Genomic DNA, 26,073 nt, shown 5'->3' with positions numbered 1-26,073 from the left:
CCTAATCCGTAGGCGGCGGTGACTAATACGGCGTTTTTGAATCCGGTTTCGGTGTCGATGCTGAACATGACGCCGGAGGATGCTAAGTCCGATCGCACCATTTTTTGGACGCCGACTGATAGGGCGACTTCAAAGTGGTCGAAACCCCTCTGTTGGCGGTAGGAAATCGCGCGATCGGTGAATATCGAAGCAAAGCATTTGTGACAGCATTCGAGGACGCCAGCGCAAGCTTGGACGTTGAGGTAGGTTTCTTGCTGTCCCGCGAAGCTAGCGTCGGGTAAGTCTTCGGCGGTGGCGGAGGAACGCACTGCTACGTCGGTACTGTCGCCGTAGCGATCGCACAATTTTTCGTAAGCATCTGCGATCGCCGCTTGGAGTTCTCGCGGAAATGGTGTGTCCAGAATCAGTGCCCGCGCTTGCTTGCCTTTTTGTCGCAGGTTCTGCAGATCTTCTACGTCTAAATCAGCAAAAATTTCGCGCAATTTAGCTTCTAAACCCGCTGACTGGATGAAGTAGCGGTAAGCGTGTGCTGTAGTGGCAAATCCGTTGGGAACTCTGACTCCTTGGGCGGTTAACTGTTGAATCATTTCGCCCAAAGAAGCATTTTTACCTCCTACTAATGGAATGTCGGCGATGCCGACTTCATCAAACCACAATACTAAGGCTTTTTCTTTGGGGATTAAACCGGGTTTTTGTTCAATTGCTAAATTGTCGAGCATTGCTTATTTCCTCTCAACTTCAGCTCATTTCGGTCAAAGGACAGTAAACAAAAGACAGGTTATTGGGAATTGTAATTTTGTTACTAAAATTCTCAAGTTTTTTCCTAGGCTGTATCAACCGAGTTTTCGATTGCCTCTAATTCAAGATTATCACTTTTTTGCTAAATAGCAAGGCCTGTGGAGATATTTTATTTGATTGCAGAAAGTAAAGAAATCGCAGTAATCAGTTTATGTAAGGTATTATAAAAGAATTGGTAAAAACATAAATAGCGAAGATAGTTGCCACCGCTTTTTTGGCGTTGAGCGCTTATTGGTGCGGGGATATCGCTTGGATGCTGTTGCTAGCGTAATCCAAGGGCAACAAAGGGTGAAGTGCGATCGCGCGATCATCGCCTGAACCCGCCCAAAAATGGATACTTACTTTCCGACAGGAGTCGTGAGTCACCCAAAATTTTAGATTCTAGTTCAACCTCGCCGATTCATCTGTGGACTAAATCTAAAGTCTAAAATCTAAAATCTGGTCACAGGGGCGATGGCCCCAAAAAATACTCAGCAGCTTAGTTTCCTCTTGAAACCCAGCTTGTAAAAACCCTAAAAATTTTCCCTCTGATGGCTTTGACCTACTTAGAGGAAAAACACAATCGCATAGATATCAGATATTGCGCCATTTTCAATAAGCCTTTTAAAGGCGCGTTAAAATAACCCATAACCAGAAAGTTTACTCTTTGTGAAATGGGCAGAAAAACCCGTTTTTTAGAAGAGTCCACTCTCTGATATAGAGTGCATTGTAAATAGGATAATATTACTTTTGCAACCCAGCTAGAAATGGGATTTTTGAGGCAGGAGGCAGAAGGCAAGAGGAAGAAGGAACGAGGGAAAAGAAGTGTTTTTACAAATATGAGATACTCCCTTGTAATTCTTGCACCAAAGAGTTTTCAACTGGAACGGGGGGATTTGTGGCTATACAATTCTTTATATGCTATAATAGTTGGCTACACTGCCTTCTGACAAAAAACAAGGTATATGATATCAGTTTTGAGTCCACCCGCAAAGCGAAACGGCTTTAAAGTTCTTCTGGTCGAAGACAATCAAGCAGAAGCCGAGCTGATCGAAGAATTATTATTAGAAACAAATGTTAGTAGAGCCGAACCCCAAAGGCTATCAGTAAGTTGTACAGACCGTCTCAGTAAAGCGCAGGAACTTTTGATCGGCGAAGATTTTGATGTGATTTTACTAGATCTTTCGCTGCCCGATAGCCAAGACTTAAATACAATTGTCAAAATACAAGAATATAGCCTAAATACTCCGATTGTCGTACTGACTGCCCGCAACGATGAAGAGCTTGCCGTGCAGTCAATCCAAGCCGGAGCTCAAGATTATCTAGTCAAGCGAAAAATCGACAGCGAAGTGTTAATTAGATCGCTTCGTTACGCAGTCGAGCGACAGCACAACCAAGAAGCTTTGCGAAAAAGTGAAGAAAAATATCGCTCGGTAGTCGAGAATTCTCTCGTCGGAATTGCCATTCTTGCTCCTCCGATATCCCCTTCAGCACCAGAAAAATACGAGTGGTTGGAAGTAAACGATGCTTTGTGTGATTTGCTGGGGTACGATCGCCAAGATTTTTTGCATGAGAATTGGGAGAGGTGGGGTTTTCCTGAAGACTTGCAGGCGAGTTTAGAGCAGTTCAATAAAATTTTAGCAGGGGAGAGTGAAGGCTATGTTTTAGACCAAAGATGGCGCAGAAAAGACGGAAATACAGTTTATACTAGAGTTTACCTGCGCTGTATCCGCGCCCTAGACGGCTCGATAGACCATCTGATTAAAGTAGTCTTGGACGTGAGCGATCGCTACCGTTACGAAGCTCAATTAAAAGCATCAGAAGAGTTTTTAAATCACACGATTAATTCTACCCCTGACCCAATTTTTGTTAAAGATGAGCAGCACCAATGGATCGTTTTAAACGATGCTTTTTGCAATTTGATAGGAAAAAGGCGGTCGGAACTGATTGGCAAGTCAGGATACGATTTTTTACCCCCAGCACAAGCGGCTTTTTTTTGGCAACAAGACGAGCAAGTATTGCAAAGAAGTCTTTCTCAGGAAACAGAAGAAGTTTTTACCGATCGCGGTGGCAAAGAACGCATTATATCTACTAAAAAAACAGTATTTAACAACGCCGATGGTCGTAAAATGTTGGTCGGAACAATGCGAGATGTCACTGACTACAAGCGCCAGCAAATTGCGTTGCAGGAAAGCGAAGCCCGATTTCAAATAATGACCGATAACGTGCCGGGAATGATTTATCAATATCGGCTTGATGTAGATGGTAAAACATCTTTTACTTACGTTTCTTCCGGCAGTTGGCAAATCTACAATTTAAAACCCGAAGAAATAGAAGAAAATGCCACTTTGGCTTTTACAGCAGTTCACCCAGACGACATCTCAGACTTACAGCGATCGATCGCAACTTCAGCGGCGACTCAGCAAGCTTGGCAACACCAGTGGCGGCAAGTTATGGGAGATCGAGTGAAATGGCTGCAAGGGGCGTCGAAGCCAGAAAAGCAAGCCAACGGCGATATAGTTTGGGACGGTTTGGTGATGGATGTTACCGAATTGAAACAAACCCAGCAAGACCGCGATCGATTTTTTAATCTCTCGCTGGATTTACTTTGCATTGCAGGTTTTGATGGCTATTTCAAACGCTTAAACCCCGCTTGGTCAAATGTATTAGGTTATAGCAGTGATGAAATCTTAGCCAAACCTTTGATAGAATTCATCCATCCAGAAGACCTAGAAGTTACTGTAGCGGAATTAGAAAAACTTAAAAAAAGCCACCCCGTTATTAGCTTAGAAAACCGCTATCTTTGCCAAGATGGTACTTATAAATGGCTGTCATGGACAGCATCGCCGTTTGCAGAAGAAGGTTTGATTTATGCAGTGGCCCGGGACGTTACATTTAACAAGCAAGCTGAAGCTGAATTGCGTAAGAGCGAAGCCACTAACCGCGCTCTTTTAAATGCGATACCAGACATGATATTTCGCTGTCGGGCAGACGGCACTTTTGTAGACTTCAAGCCCGCAAAAGATTTCGATAAAATCCTCCCACAAAAAGCACTAATTGGCAAAAAAGCACAAGACATATTGCCGGCTGCTTTTGCTGACAAAATCTTGTCGGGTCATCAACAAGCGATCGCGACTGGCGAAATTCAAGTTGTAGAATATCAAATGCCCGTTAATGATGAACTGTACGATTTTGAAGCGAGAATTGTTTTCTGTACCGATGACGAAATTATCGCGATCGTCCGCGACATCACCAATCGCAAACGTTTTGAGTCAAAACTTCAGAGGCAAGCAGCGGCAATGGCTGCCGCTTCCGAAGGTATAGCCATAATCGATACCGACGGACTTTTGATTTATTGCAACGCAGCACGACTAAAAATCTACGGTTACGACTCTGTCGAAGAACTGTTAGGCAAAAGTTGGAAAGTATGCTACGAAGGTGCAGAACTGCAAAGGTTTGAGCAAGAAGTTCTGCCTACTTTAGTGCAGAAAGGTTGGTACATGACCGAAGCAGTAGGATGCCGCCGCGACGGATCGAAGGTTCCTTTAGATGTATCGCTGACCATGCTAGCCGGCGGAGAAACTATTTGCGTTGTTCGCGATATTTCCCAAAGAAAACAAGCAGAAGCAGCACTGCGAGAGAGCCAGCGATTCATTCAACAAATTGCTGGGGCAAGTCCTAATATTTTATATGTTTGTGACTTAATTGAAAAAAAAACTATCTATGGGAACGCTTCTATCTACCACATTCTTGGCTATAGAGTAGAAGAGATTCAGGCAATGGGGCCGTGGATGATGTCAACTTTAATCCACCCCGAAGATTCTATCAAAATGCCTGATTATTTACAGCAAGTCGAAACAGGGATCGAAGGGGATATATTTGAAATTGAATACCGAATTAGGCACAAGGATGGTTCTTGGCGCTGGATGGTTAGCCGAGATACTGTATTTGCGAAAACAGCCGACGGTAAGTTAAAACAAATTCTCGGCACGGCAACTGATATTACAGAAAGCAAACAAGCAGAAGATGAAATAAAGCTTTTGCTGGCCGCAACTCAAGCCATTAGTCAGTCCGCAGATTTTCATAGCGCCCTCCCAGATATCCTGCGGTTGCTGTCCAATGCGATCGGCTGGAATTTTGCGGAAGCTTGGATACCGAGTGCTAACGGTACTTTTTTGGAACACAGCGAAACTTGGTACGCTAGCCATCGCGATTTAGATGCGTTCGGCCGCGAAAGTAAAAAAATTAGATTCGCTGCCGGAGTGGCAGTACCTGGACGGATTTGGTCAACCAGAAAAGTAGAATGGATTGAAGATATTTCTCTAGCCAAAAATCATCTTTTTGCCCGATCGCAAATGGCGGCATCAGTCGGATTAAAAGCTTGTTTCGGAGTGCCAATTCACGCTAGCTCAAAGGTGCTGGCAGTTTTAGTATTCTGCAAGCGCGACCGCTCGATTATGGAACCGCGTATAGTAGAGTTGGTCAAGGCTGTAGCGACTCAGTTGGGCGATCATATTCAGCGCAAACAAGCCGAAGAAGAATTGCGTAAAAGTGAAGAACGCTGGCAGTTAGTTCTCAAAGGCAATCAAGACGGAATTTGGGATCTGAATCTTCAAACAAATGAAGCTTTTCGATCGGCCCGCTGGCAAGAAATTATCGGTTACACAGACGGCGAAATCGACAGCACCTACAGCGCATGGATCGATCGCATCCATCCAGACGATCGCTCACCAGTGCAAGCAGCGATCCAAGGTTATCTCGATCGCCAAACCCCCTATTACGCCGCCGAATACCGCTTGCAGTGCAAAGACGGTAGCTATAAGTGGGTGCTCGCCCGCGCTCAAGCAGTGTGGGACGAAGCTGGAAACCCTCTGCGGATGGTGGGTTCGATGACGGATATTAGCGATCGCAAAGCAGCAGAATTAGCTTTACTGCAGGTCACTCAAGCCGTCGAAAGTACCAGCGACGCGATCGTGATCGCCGACTTGAAAGGGCGGTCTATTTACCACAATCAAGCCTTCATTCAGCGCTACGGCTACACGGTGGAAGAACTCAATGATATTGACGATATGGCCGCGCTTTATGTCCGGCATAAAAATTACAAACAGATCTATAAAAGCCTTCGCCAAGGTCGCTCTTGGTGTGGCGAACTTGCACTGCAAACTAAGAGCGGCGAAGCAGTAACTGCTCTGGTGCGAGCCGACAGTATTCAAGATATTAATGGTAATTACATCGGCTTAATTGCAGTAATTACAGATATCACAAAGCGCAAAGAATCTGAACTAATTTTGCGCCAAAAGTTAAAGCGTGAACAGTTGGCAGTAGCCATGCTGGAACGCATTAGATCTTCTCTCAATCTCGAAGAAATTCTCACCAAAAGCGTCGAAGAAGTGCGACATTTTTTGCAAGTAGACCGCACTATTATTTACCAATTCAATCCTGATTGGAGCGGATTTATCGCTGTCGAGTCGGTTGCCGAAAATTTCCTACCGATTGTAGGAATGGAAATTTATGACCCCTGTTTCGGGGCAGCCTACGTTCCTCTTTACCAAGACGGCAGAATTAGAGCCATAGAAGATGTTCACAATGCCGGCCTAGCCGAGTGCCACTTGGCTTTGTTGACTCGGCTCGATGTGAGAGCGAATCTGGTAGTGCCGATTTTGCAAGGCGAAAACTTGTGGGGGCTGTTAATTGCCCACCACTGCACAGGCCCGCGTCCCTGGCAACAATTGGAGGGAGAGTGCCTAAAACAATTGGGGGTGCAATTGGCGATCGCCATTCAGCAATCGGTGCTATTTGAACAAGCACAAACTGAAATTGCCGATCGCAAACTTGCAGAAGCCGCCCTGCAATTAGCTAAAGAAGCCGCCGAATCCGCCAACCGCGCTAAAAGCGACTTTCTCGCCAACATGAGCCACGAATTGCGGACGCCTTTGAACGGGATTTTGGGGTACATTCAACTGCTCAAAGTGGATAAAAACTTTACCGCAGATCAGCAGGAAAGTCTTAACAACATTCACCAGTGCGGCAATCACCTGCTGATGCTGATTAATGATGTTTTAGACCTCTCAAAAATCGAAGCTAGTAAAATGGAGCTGTCGCTAACAAACGTGCATTTTTCCAGTTTTGTTAAAAGTATTATTGATTTGTTCAAGATGCGCTCTGCTCAAAAAGGAATTGCCTTTAATTACGATCAGGTTTCAGCGCTTCCCGACAGTATTTTGGCAGACGAAAAAAGGTTGCGTCAAGTTTTGATAAATTTGCTCAGCAATGCCGTTAAGTTTACGAACAGCGGCAGGGTTACATTCAAAGTCGGTTATGCAGAAAAATTTCCCGACAATTCTCCTCAAACTAACTGCGAAAATTCTAATTTGCCAGCAAAAATTGCCAATCAAACGATCAATTGGACCGCGAATTTAGACGTGCAGCAAATGTCGAACCCGCCGCTGGGAACAACAGAAGCGCGCGAGGTGACAACAGCAGAAAATATCGGCCGTGCCCCTACCCCTAAAATTCGCTTTCAAATCGAAGATACCGGCATTGGCATCGGGCAGAATAAATTAGAAGACATATTTTTGCCTTTTCATCAAGTGGGCGATCATAACAATTTCGTCGAAGGTACCGGACTAGGACTTTCCATCAGCCAAAAATTAGTCAAAATGATGGGCAGCCAAATTCGCGTCCAAAGTACCTCCGGCAAAGGCAGCATATTTTGGTTGGATCTAGACTTGCCCGCAGTCGCCCAGTGTTCGGAACTCCCATCCCGGCAAGAAAAAAGACGGCTTGTAGGTTTTACCGGTCCTCAGCGGAAAGTGCTAATAGTGGACGATCACGAAGTAAATCGCGCCATGTTGCACAGGCTGCTTTTTCATTTAGGCTTTGAAATTGCAGAAGCTACAGACGGCGAAGACTGCTTGCATAAAGCACAGGAATTTCTACCGGATATAATTTTCATGGATTTGCTGATGCCCGTAATGAACGGTTGGGAAGCTACCAGGCGGCTGCGACGGTTGCCGGAATTAAAAGATACGGTGATCCTTGCTTTGTCCGCTAACGTTTACGAGACTACCAAGCAAGAGAGCAGGCTTGCAGGTTGCGATAATTTTCTCACCAAGCCGATTCAAACTAACGAGCTTTTAGAATTATTGCGCCTGCATTTGAGACTAGAATGGGTTTACGAAGAAAGATCACATACCAAACAGCGGATAGATAAAACTGCAAAAGCATCTTCTGAGATTGCTGCTGCTGACTCCACGATGGTGTCTCCTGCCTCAGAGTCAGTCTTGGCATTGTTAAGATTGGCTGCAATGGGCGATATTGAAGCTATTCTGGAAGAAACTGCTAAAATCGAACATTCTGACCCGACATTAGTGCCTTTCGTTCATCACCTGCGCCAACTTGCTAAAGGATTTCAGCTCAAGCAAATTAGAGATTTTTTGAAGCAACATTTGTCCTAAAATTGACTGTAGTTAACACACAACTCAAAATCCGTTAAATCTCACATCTTGCATTTTTGTCAGCAACAGGCAATATGCCTGTTCCACAGAGAATAAAATTTTGGTGGGATGGGCGTCCTACCCCCCCATAAAAGAAAGAGTGATTGCAAATAAAGGGATCTACGAAGCAACCTGGTTTCGAGAGCCACCGAAAATCGCTTTAATCCCATTTAAACTCACAACCCACAACTAAAAAGTAAAAAACTTGAATGTTTGCCTTGAATATGAACGATAAGAATTCCGAAAGAAGCATCATACTAATTGTCGATGACAACCAAACAAATCTTGACGTACTTTTCGAGTTGTTAAGGAATTATGGGTTTAAAGTATTAGTAGCTCTAGACGGCGAAAGTGCGATCGAGCAAATTGACTATATCCATCCAGACTTGATTCTTTTGGATATCATGATGCCAGGAATTGACGGTTTTGAAACTTGCCGACGTTTGAAAGCAGACTCGTCAACGCAAGATATTCCCATCATATTTATGAGCGCCCTTTCTGATACGCCTGATAAAGTAAAAGGCTTTCAGACAGGAGCCGTTGACTACATCACTAAGCCTTTCCAGCACGAAGAAGTTTTGAGCCGGATTCAAACCCACTTGACAATCCGCAGCTTGCAAAAAAAACTCGAAGAAAAAAACCTCGAACTTGCCCACCTCAACCAAAACCTGGAAAAACTTGTTGAACAAAAAACCAAGCAGTTAATAAACCAGGAAAAAACAGCCATCATTGGACGTTTGACCCAGGGAATGGTTCACAACCTCAAAAGTCCGCTGCAAGTGATTCAGACTAGCGTTGATTTGATTGAAACAAAAGCTACACAAATTCAAGAAGACTCTCTGTTTAATTATAGTAAGTATATTTTTCAAGCGGTCACAAAAATCAATCAGATTATGGATACTCTGATGATGAAAAGCCGAAACGAGCAAAAGCAAGATTTGCACCCGGTGAATATCAACGATTTAGTGCAGAGAGAAATTCAGCTATTGGAAGGCAACCTGTATTTTAAAAATAAGATTAGAAAAAAATACTTTTATGACGAAGAAATTGCCAGTATTCCATTAATTTATTCATATATTTCTCAAGTATTTTATAATTTAATCAATAATGCAATGGATGCTATGTGGGAAAAGAAAAGCAGAGAAATAACTATCGTGACTCGGCAAGATGACTCGAACATATATATGGATATTGCAGATACGGGATGCGGCATATCATCTGAAGAACTGCCAAAAATTTTTGACCCTTTTTACACATCCAAGCCGCCTAAAGGCGAGGAAAAAATCGAAGGGGAACCGACAGGCACTGGCCTAGGACTTTATACTTGTATTGAACTTTTAAAACCTTTTAACGGTGAGATTGCTATTAGCAGCAATGTCGGCCAAGGCAGCGTGTTTACAGTTGTGCTGCCCAAGCCGCAGAAAAATTGAGCGACTCAACTGAGTTAAATCGTGCCCGGATAGACAATCGCAATTAAGTTGGTAATTAGGTTTGAAGCAAGCAATGCAAATCTTGCTTACTGGAGCAAGAGAGGAGTTCCATTGCTCAATACAAATATGCGCTAAGTGCAGGCAATTAAGCTAACACAATCTCAGAGCGTATTTTGTAAATCAACGGTAATTCTCGTACCTTAGTAATAATAGCATTATTAAAAAATAATAATGCCACTTTAGGCAAACTTTAAACGGCTATTTAAAATCTAAAGTTTCAAAGGCAATTAGCCATGCAAATTTTGATTAGTCCGCCCTTTTTTGACTTGCCTCTTGCTATTCCCCTGCCAAAGGTTGTAAATTAAAAGAGAGTTGAGTTGCAATATTGGTAAGAGTATAATAGTTGGGAGCCACTAGGTTTGGGGCGAGGCGGAAAACTTGCAGCGAAGAACTCAATTCTACAAATAAATCTGCGGGGTCTGCAAGCACACAGCGCACTCTCAAGCGTGCGATTCAAGTTCCCCAATCATGAGCTAGGTAGCTGCATCCGCTGCTGAGATTTTATAATTACTAAAAAATAGCAAAAGGATAGCTGTAAAAAAATGCCACTGTACGCAAAAACCCAAGGGTCATAGTCATCAGTCATTCCAAATCTCAAATCAAAAATATAAAATATAAAATGGTATGACATCTGTTTTTGAGTCAACTTTAACGCCTGCTTGTTTAAAAATTCTTTTAGTAGAAGATTGTGCAGAAGATGCAAAACTAATTCAAGAATTACTGTCTGAACCCCAACTAGGACAATCAATTGCTCTGACCAATGTAGTTCGCCTCCGGGAAGCTATAGAAATTTTAAGCGACAAAACTTTTGATGTAATTTTATTAGATACTTCACTTCCTGACAGCCTAAAATTTAATACTTTTTTCCGCCTTCAAGATTGCGGTATAAATACTCCGATCGTCATCCTGACAGCGGCCGATGACGAAGAACGGGCTGTTGAGTTAATTGCCGCCGGCGCCCAAGATTATTTGGTGAAAAGACAGCTAGACAGCCGGCTGCTGGTACGGACGCTCAGGTGTGCGATCGCCCGCCAGAAACGGCAAGCAGAATGGCAAAAAAGTCAAGAAAAATACCAGCAGGTTGTTGCCAATATCAAAGAAGTCGTTTTTGAGACCAATACTGCTGGCAATTGGACTTTTCTCAATCCGGCTTGGACGGAAATTACCGGCTTTACCGTTGAGGAAAGCTTAGGAAATTCCTGTTTGAGTTACATTCATTCTGAGGATAAACACCAATATTTAAATTCGTTTAGAGGTCGGATATCAAATCAAAAAACATCCTGTTGTTACCAAAGTCGATATCTTACCAAAAATGGTGAAATTCGGTGGGTGGAAGTGCAAGAATTTTTTATTTTTGGCTGTAACGGCGAGGCTCAGGGGACGACAGGAACTATCAATGATATTACAGATAAAATTTTAGCACTTTCCGAACTAGAAGCTAGTAAAAAGTTTTTGAATTATACAATCGATGCAGTTGCAGATCCAATTTTTGTCAAGGATGAAAAGCACCGCTGGATACTCTTAAATGATGCTTTTTGCAATCTGATCGGGAAGCAGCGCGAGGAAATACTGGGCAAATCAGATTATGACTTTTTCCCAAAACAAGAAGCTAAGATTTTTTGGCGTACTGACCAACAAGTGTTTAGAACGGGGAAAGAAAACGAGAGTGAGGAAATATTTACGGATGCCCACGGTACAAAGCACATTCTGTCTACTAAAAAAACTGTGTTTGAAAATACCGATGGCAGGAAAATGCTCGTCGGCATAATTCGAGATATCACTGAGGATAGGCGCAAACAATTAGCGCAGCAAGAAAGCGAAGCTGGACTGCGGCAAGTTGCTGCCAATTTACCGGGAATAATTTATCAATTTCGTCTCTCAAGCGACGGCAAAAGAAGTTTTCCTTATATTTCTTCTGGTAGCCGCGATTTATATGAATTGGAACCAGAAAATATTCAGCAGAATCCCCAACTTGTTTTTAGGTTGATTCATCCAGATGATCGTCAAAATTTTGAAGAATCTATTGCTGTTTCTGCGGCAAATATGCAGCCCTGGCAGCAGGAATGGCGCACGATTGTACCGTCGGGAAAACTTAAGTGGATGCAAGGCGGTTCGTCGAGACCGAAACGAGTTGATTGTCACACAGAAATAGGGCAGGAAGGGGATATAGTTTGGGAAGGCATGGTGCTGGATATTACTGATTTAAAACAGGCCGAAGTAGCTTTGCGGGAGAGCGAAGCCAGATTTCGATCGCTCGTTGAGAATATTCCCGGCGCTATCTGCCGCAGCTTGTACGATCCTGAGTGGACGATGGTATTCATTAGCGATGAAATTGAGGTAATTAGTGGGTACTCTGCTGAGGATTTTATTCGCAACAACCGCTTGAGTTTTGCGAGCATTGTCCACGAGACAGACAAGGAAATGGTCGATCGACAAATCAGCGCAGCAGTAGAGTCGAAACAGCCGTACAATCTAGAATACCGGATTGTTCGCCCTGACGGCGCGGTGCGGTGGATGTCAGAAAGAGGTAGGCCAACTTACAATCTAGAAGGGTTGGTTTTATGGCTCGACAGAGCGATTTTTGACATTACCGATCGCAAACAAGCCGAACTGACTTTGTGCCTGGTAACTCAAGCTGTAGAAAGTGCTAGTGATGCGATCGCGATCGCCGATTTGGACGGTTATTCCGTTTATCACAATCAAGCATTTATTCAGCGCTACGGCTATACAGTTGAGGAACTCAATAATGCCGGCGGCCCAGCAGTAATGTACCCCAAATCTCAAGATTTGAGAAAGTTGTTTAGGGTGCTGCGTAAAGGTTTTTCCTGGGACACTGAAATTGAAATCAAGACTAAAAATGGCGAAATTATAGAAAGTTTATTACGAGCTAACTGCATTAAAGATAGCGCTACTCAACCGATAGGAATGATAGCCATAATTTCCGATCTCACAGAAATAAAACGCACTGAATCGGCATTAAAACTAAGTCAAGAGCGCTTGCAGTTGGCGGTCTCAGGCAGTTCTTTGGGGCTGTGGGATTGGAATATAGCTACTGGCGACACTTATTTCGACTTTCATTGGAAATCAATGCTTGGTTACGCAGAAATAGAAATAGAAAACAACCTCAAAGGTTGGGAAAAATTGCTGCATCCCGATGATCGAGTGAAGGTAATGAAATCTTTGAATTCATATTTGGAAGGTGAGACTAATATCTATGAAGTTGAATTTCGGATGCTCAACAAAGCGGGCAATTGGCAGTGGATTCTGGCGATGGGCAAGATAGTCGAGTACGACGAATGGGGTGCGCCGTTGCGAATGACAGGCACTCACAAAGATATCAGCGCCCGCGTTGCAGCCGAAGCCGAAAAAACGCAGTTAATCGCATCTCTGCAACTAAGTGCCGAACAGTTGCGAACAGCACAAAGAATAGCCCGCATCGGCAATTGGGAATTTGATATAGAGGCAGGAATTATTACTTGGTCGGAAGAACTGTTTCGAGTTTACGGTCGAGAATTGAATCGGCCACCGACAATGGAAGAAATTTTAGAGCAAATTCATATCGATGACAAAGAAAGGTTTTCACAAGTTGTGCAAAACGCAATGACTGAAGGGACAGCTTACGACATCGACCACCGCATCTATTTTCCATCAGGAGAAATCAGGCACGTTAACGCTAAAGGACAATCTGTTAAAAATGAGTTGGGTCAGGTGGTGCGGCTGTTTGGCACGGCAATGGACATTAGCCATCGCAAAAAAGCAGAAATTGCTTTACAAGAAAGCGAACAGCGATTTCGCGCTGTATTTGAACAAGCGGCGATTGGCATTGTGAAAGTGTGGCCAGACGGTCAACTTTTGAATGCCAATCAAGGGTTTTGCAATATTGTCGGATACTCAGAATTGGAGCTGAAATCACGAAATGTTGGGGATATTTCTCACCCCGAAGATGTAGCAGCCGATGTCGAGTCGCGCGACAGACTGTTAGCTGGGGAAATTTTTAATTATTCCATTGAGAAACGCTTTATTCGCAAAGATGGTTCATTAATTTGGACTAATATGACTGTATCTTTAGTGCGAGAGGAGTTTGGGGAACCTAGCTATGTAATTGGTGTGATTGAAGATATTAGCGCTCGCAAAATTGCCGAGGCTATCTTGCGCCAGCAATTAAAGCGAGAACGCCTGGTGGTAGGAATGCTGGAACGCATTCGCTCTTCTCTCAATTTAGAAGAAATTTTGACAAAAACTGTTGCTGAAGTACGGCATTTTTTACAAACAGACAGGACAGTAATTTATCAGTTTAATCCCGATTGGAGCGGTTTTGTAAATGTCGAGTCAGCGGGCAAAAATTGGCTGGCTATTCAGGGAATAACTATTGACGATTCCTGCTTTGAAGACAGCTATGCTTCTGCTTACGAACACGGTCGTACTGTAGCTGTCGATGATATTTACCAAGCTGATCTTTCCGAGTGCTACATTAATTTATTAAGTCAATTTCAGGTGCGAGCTAATTTGGTAGTGCCAGTTTTGCAAGGCGAGAAGTTGTGGGGGCTATTGATTGCTCACGAGTGCGCGGGTCCCCGCCACTGGCTGGAAATTGAGGTTGAGTGTCTCAAACAAATTAGCGTGCAGTTGGCGATCGCGATCCAGCAATCAATGCTGTTTGAGCAAGCACAAAGTGAAATTACCGATCGCAAACAAGCCGAGTCAGCTTTGCAGGAATCGGAAGCGCGAGAACGTTCAAAAGCGCTAGAGTTAGAAGCAGCTATTAACAAACTCCGAACGACTCAAGCTCAGCTCGTTCAAAATGAAAAAATGGTGAGTTTGGGTCAGTTAGTTGCTGGTGTTGCTCACGAAATTAATAACCCTGTTAGCTTTATTCACGGCAATATCAATCCGGCTCGCAATTACACTTTAGATTTGCTGGAATTGATTAAAGTTTACCAGGATTACTGTCCTAATCCTCCAGCCCAAGTCTTGGATAAAATTAATGAAATAGACTTGGATTATATTGCTGAGGATTTCCCGAGATTGTTTAATTCGATGCAAGTAGGAACCGAGCGAATTGTCGAGATTGTGAAATCGTTGCGTAATTTTTCCCGATTAGACGAGTCTGCTGGGAAGTCGGTTAATATTCACGAGGGAATTGATAGCACTTTGATGATTTTGCAAAATCGGTTAAAATCTCACAGCAGTCCGGGAGAAATTAAGATAGTTAAAGATTACCAACTATTGCCACAAATTGAATGTTTTCCTGGCGAGTTGAATCAGGTATTTATGAATATTTTAATTAATGCGATCGATGCTTTGGAAGAACGGGACAAGCAGCGTTCAATCGAGGAGTGCGATCGACATCCTAGCACGATCGTTATTCGCAGTTATCAGGCTGCTGCCGGCTTCGTAGCAGTATCTATTGCGGATAACGGGCGGGGGATACCGGAGTCAGTGCGATCGAGGCTGTTTGACCCATTTTTTACGACTAAACCTGTGGGCAAGGGCACGGGTTTGGGATTGTCGATTTCTCACTCGATTATCGTCGATCGCCACGGCGGCAGATTGAGCTGTATTTCAACACCGGGAGAGGGAGCGGAGTTTTTGATTGAAATTCCAGTGCGATCGAATTTAACAGGTAGTAATTCTAATTTGGGGCAATAAATTAGCAATTGGTGATTGGAAATTGGGAAGCGGAAAAGGGTAATATCAAATACCGTAACATCGGAATTATACCCTGCCAGCGAGCATTATCCTTTATCCGGGTCACTCGATCGCATTCCGCTGGCAGTACAGTCAGAAAATTATTATTACGATACTAAGGTCAACAATATGAGTTGTGAGTGAAAAATAAAACACGATCTTACTAATTACCAATTACCTGCAACTTTTACATAAAAATCGGGGAAGATTCCGAGTTACTGCTGGCGTGACAAATGCGATTTTTGCCTTCGGTTTTGGCTTGATAAAGGGCGCTGTCAGCGCTGCGAATTAGGGTGTGGGGAGATTCCTGGGCAGAAGGAATCGCTGTCGCAATGCCGCAACTGAGGGTAACGTAGGGGCCGATCGACGATCGCGCGTGGGGCAGTTTCAAGCTGGCGATGCCGTCGCAAATTTTCCGGGCGACAGCGTTTGCCCCTTCGGCGCTAGTGTTGGGCAGCACTAGGGCAAACTCTTCGCCACCGTAGCGGGCAGTCAAATCCCCAGCCCGGTTGGTGGATCTGGCGATCGCCCCGGCAACTTGGCGCAAACAATCGTCCCCGCCCAGATGCCCATAAAACTCGTTGTAAAGTTTAAAAAAGTCGAGGTCCAACATAATTAAAGACAACGGAAGTTCCTCTCTTGCCAATCGCCGCCACTCTAAGCTCAAAACGCGATCGAACTGGCGGCGATTGGCAATGCCAGTCAGTCCGTCAGTAGTTGCCAGTTGCTGCAATTTTTGATTAGCTATGGCTAGCTTGCGGTAAAGTTGAGATTGTTCGATCGCGATCGCCACTTGATTTGCCAAGTGCTGTAAAAAATCTATTTCCCACTGCTGCCATTCCCTGACACCGCAGCAATTGTATGCTGTCAACATTCCCCACAAACTATTGCCCTTTTGTGCGATCGTATCCGGCAAATTTTTACCCTGCGCCTCCGGGTTGTCACTCGCCTGATGCCAAATATAATTTTCCGCTGCATCTTGATTTTTCTCGACTTCCCAAACAGTGGCTTCTTGTGTTTCTTTTGCCGTTTCCCAGTCGCCTGATTGCCAAATTGGCACGCTGATAACTGCTGCAATTTCACAATCTGCCAGCAATTCTTTGCAACTGCCAGCCAAGGGGGCAGTGCTGACATCTGCTATGGCTTGTACCGACTGGGATTCGACTAAAACAAAGCATGACACCGCCAAAGCAGCACTAATATTTTGGTTTTCAATATAACCTTCTGGCAAACCGTCACCGGCGACGATCGCACCTTTTTGCTCTTCCCCATCAAATTGAGACACCCAATCCTGACAGCGATAAATTAAAACGCGATCTGTTTGGAGGAATTGGCGCACTTCTGCAACCGTACATTGGAGAATGCTTGCCGGATCTATTGACGATCGAATATGTTCGATCATTTTGCCCAACAGCCGCTGTCGAAGAGCCTGCTGTCGCAATTGTTCTTCGATTTGCTGGCGTTCGATCGCGTAATGGATTGCCCGCACCAGCAGAGTTCTATGAAATCTTCCCTTTACCAAACAATCTTGAGCGCCCCAGCGCAATACCGACCGGGCTATATTTTCATCATTGATATCTGTCAGCACCACAATTGGCAATGTGGGCCATCGCCCTTTCAAAACTGCGATCGCCTCGCTTCCCCTCAAGCTGTCTGACACTGACAAATCTAATAGTACGGCGTCAAACTTGTCTACCTCCAGACGCCCAACTCCTATCTCCAGAGACTTAACTGTTTGGAGAAGAAATAGAGACTCGCTGAATGACCCTAGAAGGTCTTCGATCATTGTCGGAGCTCCGAGGTCATCCTCAACCAACAAAATTTTCAGACATTGGTTACATTTTAACACAACTATAGCGTTCGGAGCGGGTCGAAGGCAACTTTTTTTTGAGAGCGATACTTGCGATCGGCAAATATTTCGGCTTATCAAATTCACTATACACTCAAACTATGGATTTAGCCCTCCATTAAAGTTTACATATCCGGCGGCAGTGAAACGATTTCAAACCAATACTCACATAAAGCCTTCATTACTTCAAGCAATCCTTCAAAAGTGACTGGTTTGGATATGAAAGAATTGGCTCCTAAGCGGTAGCAAAGCAAGATATCTCCTCGGCGGTGGGAAGTTGTGAGCATTACAACCGGAATTTGTTGCAAATGGGGGTCAGCTCTGATCAAAGTTAGTGTTTCGCGCCCGTCCAGCCTCGGCATATTCAAATCCAAAAGTATCAAGTCTGCCTGATGCCAATTGCTGCTAGCCAAATATTGATCGCGGCGGTATAAATAGTCTAGTACCTGTTCTCCATTTTCCACAAATTCGCTCGTAATTGCTAATCGAATTTCTCGCAGTGCTTCTTCCATCAAAAAGCGCGTATCCTCGTCATCGTTTGCTATTAAAAGAGTAAATTTTTTCTTTTTATAATTCACCGCTTTGCCTCACTACGAACGTCCTTTGTGAGGTTGCGTGATTTGGAGCCGTGTCTGAGTACCTGCACAGGATCTCTTTCCATCATCCGGTAAATCAGGCTGAGAACACTAAAAGTGTGTTGCAGCCATTTCCCGTTTTTTTCTATTTGCAAAGGTTTGCGAATTATGCTTGTTTCACTTTCCAGTCTGTCCGAGAACCGGCAAACTGCAAACATATTACAAATCCTTCTCCGCGAACTACTAGGGAAAGTATTGCATCCCAAAGCAAGATGCTCTGGATACTGTTGAAAAAAATTAACAAGTCTTGCGCGCACCGCTGATTTATAAGTTGTATAAGGATAAAGCCAATAGATTTATATTGATACATTTTTAGCTCGCTGTCATCAGTGAATATGCTATACTTTATAAGCATTTTTGTAAAGAAAACATAAAGATGATTAAAGCTTAAGTAAAGGACGAGTTGCTGCTTCAGGCGAGCTGTTGACTTCACTTTGGTATAGGAATAGAAAAATAAAAAGTCGAGCCTCGATTTGGTTCTGATTCTACCCACAGGCTGCCACCATGCCGATCGACAATTCTTTGACAAATCGCTAAACCGATACCAGTTCCCGAATACTGTTTTTGGGTGTGCAAGCGCTGAAAAATCTGAAAAATTCGCGGATGGTACTGTGAGGCAATCCCAATACCATTATCCTGCACTGAAAAAAACCAGCTATCCCCCTGATGCGAAGCGTGCACCTGCACCATCGGCGCCTCACTGCTGCGGTACTTAATAGCGTTACCAATTAAATTTTGAAATAGTTGCAGCAGTTGAAAACAGTCACCTTTTACCCTTGGCAGATTCCCCTTAGTAACTGAAGCTTGATTCTCGCGGATAGCCAAATGCAAATTAGCACAAGCATCCTCAAAAACCTGATTGCAATCTATCATCTCAAAAGGTTTCTGACTGCGACCGACCCGCGAATACTCCAGCAAATCATCAATCAGCGCCTGCATCCGCTCGCAAGAATGAACAATATTGCGGATAAATTTATGCCCTTGGGCATCAAGTTGATTGGGAAAGCGTTTTTCTAATAGTTGAGCGTAGCCGGCAATCGTGCTCAAAGGCGCTTGCAAATCGTGAGAAGCCACGTAAGCAAACTGTTCTAGTTCGGCATTAGAACGAGTTAATTCTTGAGCGTAGCGGGTTTGAGTGTCTAAACTCGCTTGCAGCAGTTCTTGTACCAGCTTGCGTTCGGAAATATCCTCGATCGCACAAATCAAATACTGCAGCGTCCCCTTGACATCGCGCATTGCCGACACAGTAACATTTGTCCAGCGCACTGCCTCATCTTTGCATAGCAAACGCTTTTCCACAGAAAAAGTTTGAATCTTCCCGGATAACAGCGAGCGCAGGTATTCTCTGTCCGCTTCTCTATCATCTGGGTGAGTAATTGCCTCCCAATTTTGCTGTAACAATTCAGATTGTGCATAGCGGACAATTTGACAAAAGCCGGGATTTACCCGCATAAATTTACCACAAAGCGCGGTTTTAGCTATGCCGACCGCAGCTTGCTCGAATATGGCGCGGAAGCGTTCTTCGCTGTCTCGTAGGGCAATTTCTGCTCGTTTGCGATCGGTAATGTTACGAAATGTTACTGCCAGACCATCGTTTAATTTCACAGCCACAATGTGCAGCCAAACAATAGTATCTCGCTCCTGTTCGTAATAAAATTCTTGGTCTACAGTTTCTCCTGTTTCTACTACAGAAACATACAAATCAAATAACCCGTTATTGCTAAATTGGGAAACTTTCGCTAACAAATTTTTGCCAACTATGTCATTTAATAGCAGACCATAAAATTTTTCAGCGGCAGGGTTGATCAAGAGCCACTGGAAATCAACAATATTTCCCTCACTGTTGCGGACAGCAGAATAAGCCACCACACAGTCTAATGAACTATTTAATATGCTAGAAAGCAGCGACTGTGACTGTTGCAGTTGATAATTTTGTTCTTTTAATTGCTGTTGCAGTTTTTGCAAGCGGACTTGCTTGTCGATGCGTGCTAAAACTTCTTCTACTTGAAATGGTTTAGTAATATAGTCAGCGCCTCCTACTCGAAAAGCTTGTAATTTATCGTTCATTTCATCTAATACGCTTAAAAATATTACCGGAATTTCTTCGGTTTCCGGTGTCGCTTTCAGTCTCCGACAAACTTCATAACCGTTCATTTCCGGCATTCTAATGTCGAGTAAAATTAAATCCGGGCAATGGCTGATCGCAACATTCAACGCCAGTGGACCGCAAATAGCTCGGTAAACTTGATACCCCTGGGATGTTAGCAGTTTGGATAAAAACCGCAGATTGCTTGGTTGGTCATCAACCACCAATACTTTAATTTCGCTATTATCCATTTATTTTAAACTCGATTGAGTTAAATCCATTATCTTGTCGAGTCGGTAATCGGCAAGCAAATCTTTTAAAGCCTCAGCTAAAGTTGGATGACTTTCCCAGATGCGATCGACAAGTTGAATCGCCAGCTCTTCATTAACATCATTAGCTGCTTCATAGAGTTCCTGCACCCAGCTTTGAGGCATCTGAGCCAGTAGCTCTCCGAAAAATGAATCGGGTTTTTCGTTCACACAATAACGCTGTAAAGCCCCGACTGGGAGCCGGGGCAACTCTTGATAAAGATAGCGCACTTCCAAGTAGCAAGCCATCTTATCAAAGAGGATTTGTTCTTGAAAAGGTTTTCGCACAAAATCGTCGCAACCTGCAGCGATAATTTCGCCTTTTTTTTCCTCAAAAGTGCTAGCAGTCAGAGCAATAATTACAGTTCGCCACTGAGTTTGTTTCTCTTTAGCTCTAATTTGTCGGACAGCTTCAAAACCGTCCATTACCGGCATTCGCGTATCCAGCCAAATTAAATGAGGTTGCCAACTTTCCCAAAGTTCAACCGCTTGGTAGCCATTTTCCGCTTCTCGGACTTCAAAACCAATTGGTTGCAACATTTTAACCAGCAGCAGCCGATTTTCTTGATTGTCGTCAACTGCTAAAATCCGATAAATCGGTTGATCTGCTTCTAGCCCGATCACGCGCTGCAATGTCGCCACTGTTATTTCAGACGAAATAGTGGCAAATACTCGGATATTAAATTTAAAACTGGTTCCCTCACCTAAAACACTTTTTACCCAAATATCCCCACCCATTATCTGCACGTATTTTTTAGTAATTGTCAAACCCAACCCCGTACCATCAGCCGCTTTTCTCCCCGCTTGTGTTTGCACGAAAGCATCAAATAAAGTATCAATTTCTGCTGTTGCTATGCCAACTCCCGTATCTTCAACTTCAAACAAAATTAACAATGGTTCGACTGAGGTAGAGTTAGGATGACTTTCCGATTTTTTCTGCTGCTGCGGCTGGTTGCTTTCCACGCTCACGCGCAGCCAAATACGGCCCCCGTCGTGAGTAAATTTCATGGCATTTCCTAGCAGGTTAATTAAGCAGACGCGCAGCTTGTTTTCGTCAGTTTTTATATATTGGGGAACATTTGCCTGGACGGAAAATCTCAGTTGCATTTTTTTTGTTTCAGCTTTGATTTGAAACATTTCTTCGAGAGTGTCGAGGAGTTGATAAAGGTCAAAGCTGCGTTCATCTAAGCCAATTATCCCTGCTTCTATTTTCGACAAGTCTAAAACATCGTTAATTAGTTCCAGCAAATGTTGACCACTGCGGTTAATAATTCGGAGGTTTTCGAGATTTTCGTGGCTGAGCAAAGAGTCGCGACTCATGACTTGGGTAAAACCCAGGATGGCGTTCAGGGGCGTCCGCAATTCGTGGCTCATGTTGGCAACAAATTGACTTTTTGCGAGCGATGCAGCGGCCGCTGCTTCTTCGGCTTTTTTGCGTTCTATTATTTCTTTTTGCAGTTCTTTATTGCGATCGAGCAATTCTTTTTTCAGTCTCTGGATAGTCAGTTGGTGTTCGATTCGTGCTAAAACTTCTGCTACATGAAACGGTTTTGTGACATAATCTACTCCTCCAACTTTAAATGCGGTTACTTTGTCCAATACTTCATCTAAAGCACTGATAAAAATAACGGGAATTTCTGAGGTATTCGGATCTTCCTTGAGCTGTATGCAGACTTCGTAGCCGTCCATTTCCGGCATTTTGATGTCGAGCAAAATCAAATCGGGAGAACCAGAGCGCGCGGCTCTGATTGCCATTTTGCCGTTAATTACGCCGCGGACTTTGTAGCCCCGATCGGACAGCGTTGCTGATAAAACTTGCAAATTTTCTGGAGTATCGTCAACAATTAATATGTTGCCTTTATTTTCTTCTATTTGATTTTTGGTCATCGATCGCTATTTTTTGTTAATTTAATGTTGAAATTATGAAAAGTGGTTAAATGTTAATTATAGCACTCCCTCCTCAATGAAATCCTTTTCTATTTACAGAACTTATCCAAGTGAAGATTTAGGATGTGAGATTTGAGATTAAAGAATTGAGAATGACTGATGATTACCAGGGTGTGGAGCTTGGCTACAAGTAAATTAGCCGAATGCCCGCAGGCGAGTTTACAAATAGGTGATCGACATACACGATCAATAATCCTGAACCTGCCCGTATCTCTTCTTCTTTCATCCTTCAACAATTTCTAAACTCCTCAATCAAATCGATAATCCGATCGCATCGGAAGTTATTCGCCAAATCGGCGATCGCCCTGCGGAAACTAGCATTAATAGGAGGAATCGACAACAACAGCCGAAAAATCTCCTCGTTATCAACCGCATCCGCCGCAGAATACAATTCATCAATCCATTCAGCAGGCATATCTTCCAAAAATGAAGAATTGAGTGTCAAAGCCAAATCAGCCGTTTCAGTTGCCGTCGAAACCTCGGCGGACACCGCAGCATCAGAACTGAGCGAAGCTTCTCGATCGTAAACATAGCGGACTCCCAGATACTTAGCCATCTTTTCCAGAATCACTTGCTCTCGAAAAGGCTTCGCTACAAAATCATCGCAGCCAGCAGACAAAATCAGCGATCGCTCCTCATCAAAAGCACTTGCAGTAAGAGCAATAATCACCGTTGCTTGACCTTTCAAATGCGCTTTAATCTGTTTAGTAGCTTCGTAACCGTCCATCACCGGCATCCGCATATCCATCCAAATCAAATGAGGTTCCCAACTTGACCACATTTCCACAGCTTGAACGCCATTTTCAGCTTCCTGCACCGCAAAGCCGAGCGATGTCAGCATTCTGACCAACAGCAAGCGGCTTTCCAGGCGATCGTCAACAGCTAAAATCCGGTATTCTCGCTGTCCGGGTTCGAGACCAACCACTCGGCGAGCTGTTTGAGCCACCTGAATTTCCACTGCATTAGGGAGCAAGACTTTAACATCAAATCTAAAAATGCTGCCGCGACCGAGGGTGCTTGTTACCGTCATCTTCCCTCCCATTAACTGAACGAACTGCTTGCTAATTGGCAAGCCTAAACCGGTTCCTTCTTGAGCTTTTTTCCCGCTTTCTGTTTGCGCGAAAGGTTTAAACAAATTCTCCATTTCTTCCGCAGAAATTCCTGAACCTGTGTCTTCCACTTCAAATAGTAATGAGCACCTCTCACTTAGCAAATTTTCTGGGGAGCTTTTGTTTTTTAGCAGTTCACATTTTACTCTCAAATTAACACCACCTTCCGCAGTAAATTTAATAGCATTTCCGACAACATTTATCAATACTTGTCGCAATTTGCTTTCGTCAGTTTCTATATACTGAGGTAGATGTGGTGGGCAATCAAAAATTAACTGCAACCCTTTTTTTTCGGCTTGCAGCTTCAGCATATGTTCAGTACTTTTTATCATTTTGTGCAAGTCGAAAGTGCTATTATTAAGTGTGACCAGGCCGACTTCAATTTTTGACATTTGCAGAATATTGTTGATCAGAACTAGCAAATGTTCTCCGCTCTGGGTAATAATTCTTAAGTATTGCTGTTGATCGGCACCGAGGTCTGGGTCGCGGGCTAGCAGTTGGCTGAAACCGAGAATGGCGTTGAGGGGAGTTCGCAATTCGTGGCTCATATTCGATAGAAATTCGCTTTTTGCTCTGTTCGCTCTGTCGGCTTCTTCTTTAGCTTTTCGTAGAACTATTTCAGCTTGTTTCCGTTCGGTAATATCGCTAGCAGTGCCTGTTGTGCCGATGATGTTTCCTTCAGCGTCCATGCGCGCGATCGCCTTGGTATTTACATCAATCTTTCGGCCGTCTTTTCCTAATACTATATTTTCGTACTGAAACACAGTTTTTCCCGTCAGCAAGCGCTGCTGAAGTTCCCATTTCCAGTCTATTTCTCCAGGAGCCAAGAAATCGCTAAAAGAACAGCCGAGCATTTCTTCCGGCTCGTAACCGTATATTTGTTTAACTGCTTGGTTCACAAAAGTAATGTGTCCTTGAGCATTGCAAGACCAAATAATGTCTTGTGAAGTTTCAACTAAATGACGGTATTTTTCTTCGCTCTCTGCTAGAGCTATTTCTGCTAGCTTTCGTGGGGTAATGTCCATCAAAGTTGTGAATACTTTTGTCACTTGCCCTTGTTGGTTGACAACTACTTCTCCTCTGGCTTCGATGTAGCGGATGAAGCCGGCTTCACTTATTTGTGACGGGGAATTATCAGCCGGAATTTTTGGTTCCGGGCGCAGAATTCGATATTCCAAACTATAAGATTGCCCGCTAGCAATAGCAGTGTCGATCGTTGTTTGCCACTTTTGTCGATCGTCCGGATGTACGTATTGCGAAAACTCAGCTAGTGTTGGCGCAGATTGGGTTGGATCGAGCCCAAAAATCCGAGATAACTCTTCCGACCAAGTAGTTGTGTTGGCAGAGAAATCGCATTCCCAATTACCGACACGGGCGATTCTTTGAGCTGCTGCTAAAGAAGCCGCTACAGCTCGGAGTTTTTCTTCGGCTAATTTGCGATCGCTAATATCTTGAATCACAGAAATCACGCAGGTTTCGCCATGAATGTCAATGATTTCTGCTGACAGCAGTCCGGTTCTGAGTTCCCCTGTTTTAGTGCGAAAATCAAATTCGTAATTGAGAATAATTTGTTTTTCAGCTAACATTTTAAACAACTCGGCGTGGGCTTGTATATTTTCCCAAAGATTCAAATCAAGCGCCGTGCGATCGAGGATTTCTGCGGCGGAATAACCGATTATCTGGCAAAAAGCCTCATTAATTTCTAAATAACGACCGTCATTAAGTCTGGTAATAGCAATCGGGTTGGGAGAAGAACGAAAAGCTTTAGCAAACTTTTCCTCAGACAAGCGCAGTTGTGCAGTCCGCTCCTCGACTAAAGTTTCCAGTTCTTGATTCAGCTTTTGGAGTTGAGAATTTTGTTCCGCTAATTGCTTCTCCCTAAAATAGCTGTTAATCGCTTCTTTTACCGTCAACTTCAAATCTTCCGACTGCCAAGGTTTCGATATGTATCGGTACAATTTAGCATATTTAATAGTATTCGCCACTGCTTCTAGGTCTGCTTGCCCCGTCAGCATGATTTTGATAGTTTTTGGCAAAATTCTGTGAATCTGCTTCAGCAATTCGTCCCCTTTAATATTCGGCATCAGATAGTCGGAAATCACTGCTACAATTTCGCAGCCCTCTGCCAGTAATTCCTCGATTAACTCTAAAGCATCTTCGCCGCCTTCAGCGGTTTCTAATAAATGTTCTTCCCCCAGGGTTTTTTTTAACTCAATTTTCAAACTTTGAAGAATTATCGGTTCGTCATCCACGCAAATAATCACAGGTTTATTATTCATATTTTTGTCAAACCAGATTTTATAGTTTCTACTAATTCTTTGCGCTCCCATGGCTTGTACAAACAACGGTGCAAGTTTGCTTGCTCTTTCACCCGTGCTATTGCTACTTCGTCTGCTTGTCCTGTCAGCATGACTTTCACAATTTTAGGATATTTTTGGTGAACCATAATCAAAAAATCATCTCCTTTAATCCCTGGCATTAACCAGTCAGATACTATGACCAAAATATCACTTTCATCTTCTTTTTGAATTTCCTCCATAATTTCCAGAGCTTCATCTGCATTTTCTGCTACTTCATAGAGGTAAGCATCCCCAAATTCTTTTTTAAGTTGAATTTTTAAACTATTTAAGACCACAACTTCATCATCAACGCACAAAATTACTGGTTTAGGCATAAAGCTTTACTTCT

The 26,073-nt window shown here is 43.6% G+C and carries 12 protein-coding genes; 3 read left to right on the top strand and 9 right to left on the bottom strand.

Features of this window, described 5'->3' with window-relative positions; genetic code table 11:
* A partial coding sequence (locus QUA38_RS05935; protein ID WP_333160050.1) for a PEP/pyruvate-binding domain-containing protein occupies window positions 1-719 on the bottom strand: 719 nt, incomplete at its 3' end.
* A gap of 1,023 nt (window positions 720-1,742) precedes the next feature.
* Between QUA38_RS05935 and QUA38_RS05930 the strand changes: the two genes are divergently transcribed.
* Window positions 1,743-8,234: a PAS domain S-box protein gene (locus tag QUA38_RS05930; RefSeq protein ID WP_333160048.1), complete on the top strand. Its 6,492-nt coding sequence runs from the start codon at window positions 1,743-1,745 to the stop codon at window positions 8,232-8,234.
* Between the two features lie 248 nt (window positions 8,235-8,482).
* The gene (locus QUA38_RS05925; protein WP_333160046.1) at window positions 8,483-9,703 is read left to right on the top strand and encodes a hybrid sensor histidine kinase/response regulator; all 1,221 of its coding nucleotides are present in this window, start codon (window positions 8,483-8,485) and stop codon (window positions 9,701-9,703) included.
* 336 nt (window positions 9,704-10,039) lie between these two features.
* Here the strand turns inward: QUA38_RS05925 and QUA38_RS05920 are convergent, their stop codons facing one another.
* Entirely contained in the window at window positions 10,040-10,192 is a 153-nt protein-coding gene (locus QUA38_RS05920) for a hypothetical protein (protein ID WP_333077529.1), read from the bottom strand.
* A 195-nt stretch (window positions 10,193-10,387) separates the two neighbouring features.
* Here QUA38_RS05920 and QUA38_RS05915 point away from each other — a divergent pair, with 195 nt between their 5' ends.
* On the top strand, window positions 10,388-15,412 hold the full coding sequence (locus QUA38_RS05915) for a PAS domain S-box protein (RefSeq protein WP_333160043.1): 5,025 nt from the start codon (window positions 10,388-10,390) through the stop codon (window positions 15,410-15,412).
* A gap of 226 nt (window positions 15,413-15,638) precedes the next feature.
* On the opposite strand, the gene QUA38_RS05910 is transcribed toward QUA38_RS05915, so the two are convergent.
* The 7 genes from QUA38_RS05910 to QUA38_RS05880 all read right to left on the bottom strand — a co-directional run bounded on the left by QUA38_RS05910 (window position 15,639) and on the right by QUA38_RS05880 (window position 26,059).
* Window positions 15,639-17,300: a diguanylate cyclase domain-containing protein gene (locus QUA38_RS05910; protein ID WP_333160041.1), complete on the bottom strand. Its 1,662-nt coding sequence runs from the start codon at window positions 17,298-17,300 to the stop codon at window positions 15,639-15,641.
* 125 nt (window positions 17,301-17,425) lie between these two features.
* Window positions 17,426-17,878, bottom strand: a complete 453-nt coding sequence (locus tag QUA38_RS05905) for a response regulator (RefSeq protein WP_333160039.1) — start codon at window positions 17,876-17,878, stop codon at window positions 17,426-17,428.
* The gene (locus QUA38_RS05900; protein ID WP_333160037.1) at window positions 17,875-18,093 is read right to left on the bottom strand and encodes a hypothetical protein; all 219 of its coding nucleotides are present in this window, start codon (window positions 18,091-18,093) and stop codon (window positions 17,875-17,877) included. Before QUA38_RS05900 ends, QUA38_RS05905 begins: the two co-directional genes overlap by 4 nt.
* Before the next feature lie 271 nt (window positions 18,094-18,364).
* Window positions 18,365-20,272, bottom strand: a complete 1,908-nt coding sequence (locus QUA38_RS05895) for a PAS domain S-box protein (RefSeq protein WP_333160035.1) — start codon at window positions 20,270-20,272, stop codon at window positions 18,365-18,367.
* Complete coding sequence (locus tag QUA38_RS05890; RefSeq protein ID WP_333160033.1) at window positions 20,273-22,216, bottom strand: response regulator; 1,944 nt, start codon at window positions 22,214-22,216, stop codon at window positions 20,273-20,275. It abuts the gene before it with no gap.
* Window positions 22,217-22,505: 289 nt separating this feature from the next.
* Complete coding sequence (locus QUA38_RS05885) at window positions 22,506-25,664, bottom strand: PAS domain S-box protein (protein WP_333160031.1); 3,159 nt, start codon at window positions 25,662-25,664, stop codon at window positions 22,506-22,508.
* On the bottom strand, window positions 25,661-26,059 hold the full coding sequence (locus QUA38_RS05880) for a response regulator (protein ID WP_333071745.1): 399 nt from the start codon (window positions 26,057-26,059) through the stop codon (window positions 25,661-25,663). Before QUA38_RS05880 ends, QUA38_RS05885 begins: the two co-directional genes overlap by 4 nt.
* Window positions 26,060-26,073 lie beyond the last annotated feature (14 nt).

Origin of the sequence: Microcoleus sp. Pol12B4 (assembly GCF_036701385.1) — a bacterium.
In the GTDB taxonomy this organism is placed as follows: Bacteria; Cyanobacteriota; Cyanobacteriia; order Cyanobacteriales; family Microcoleaceae; genus Microcoleus.
The sequence above is the reverse complement of the archived record's forward strand: the minus strand, read 5'-3'. Positions and strand labels throughout refer to the sequence as shown.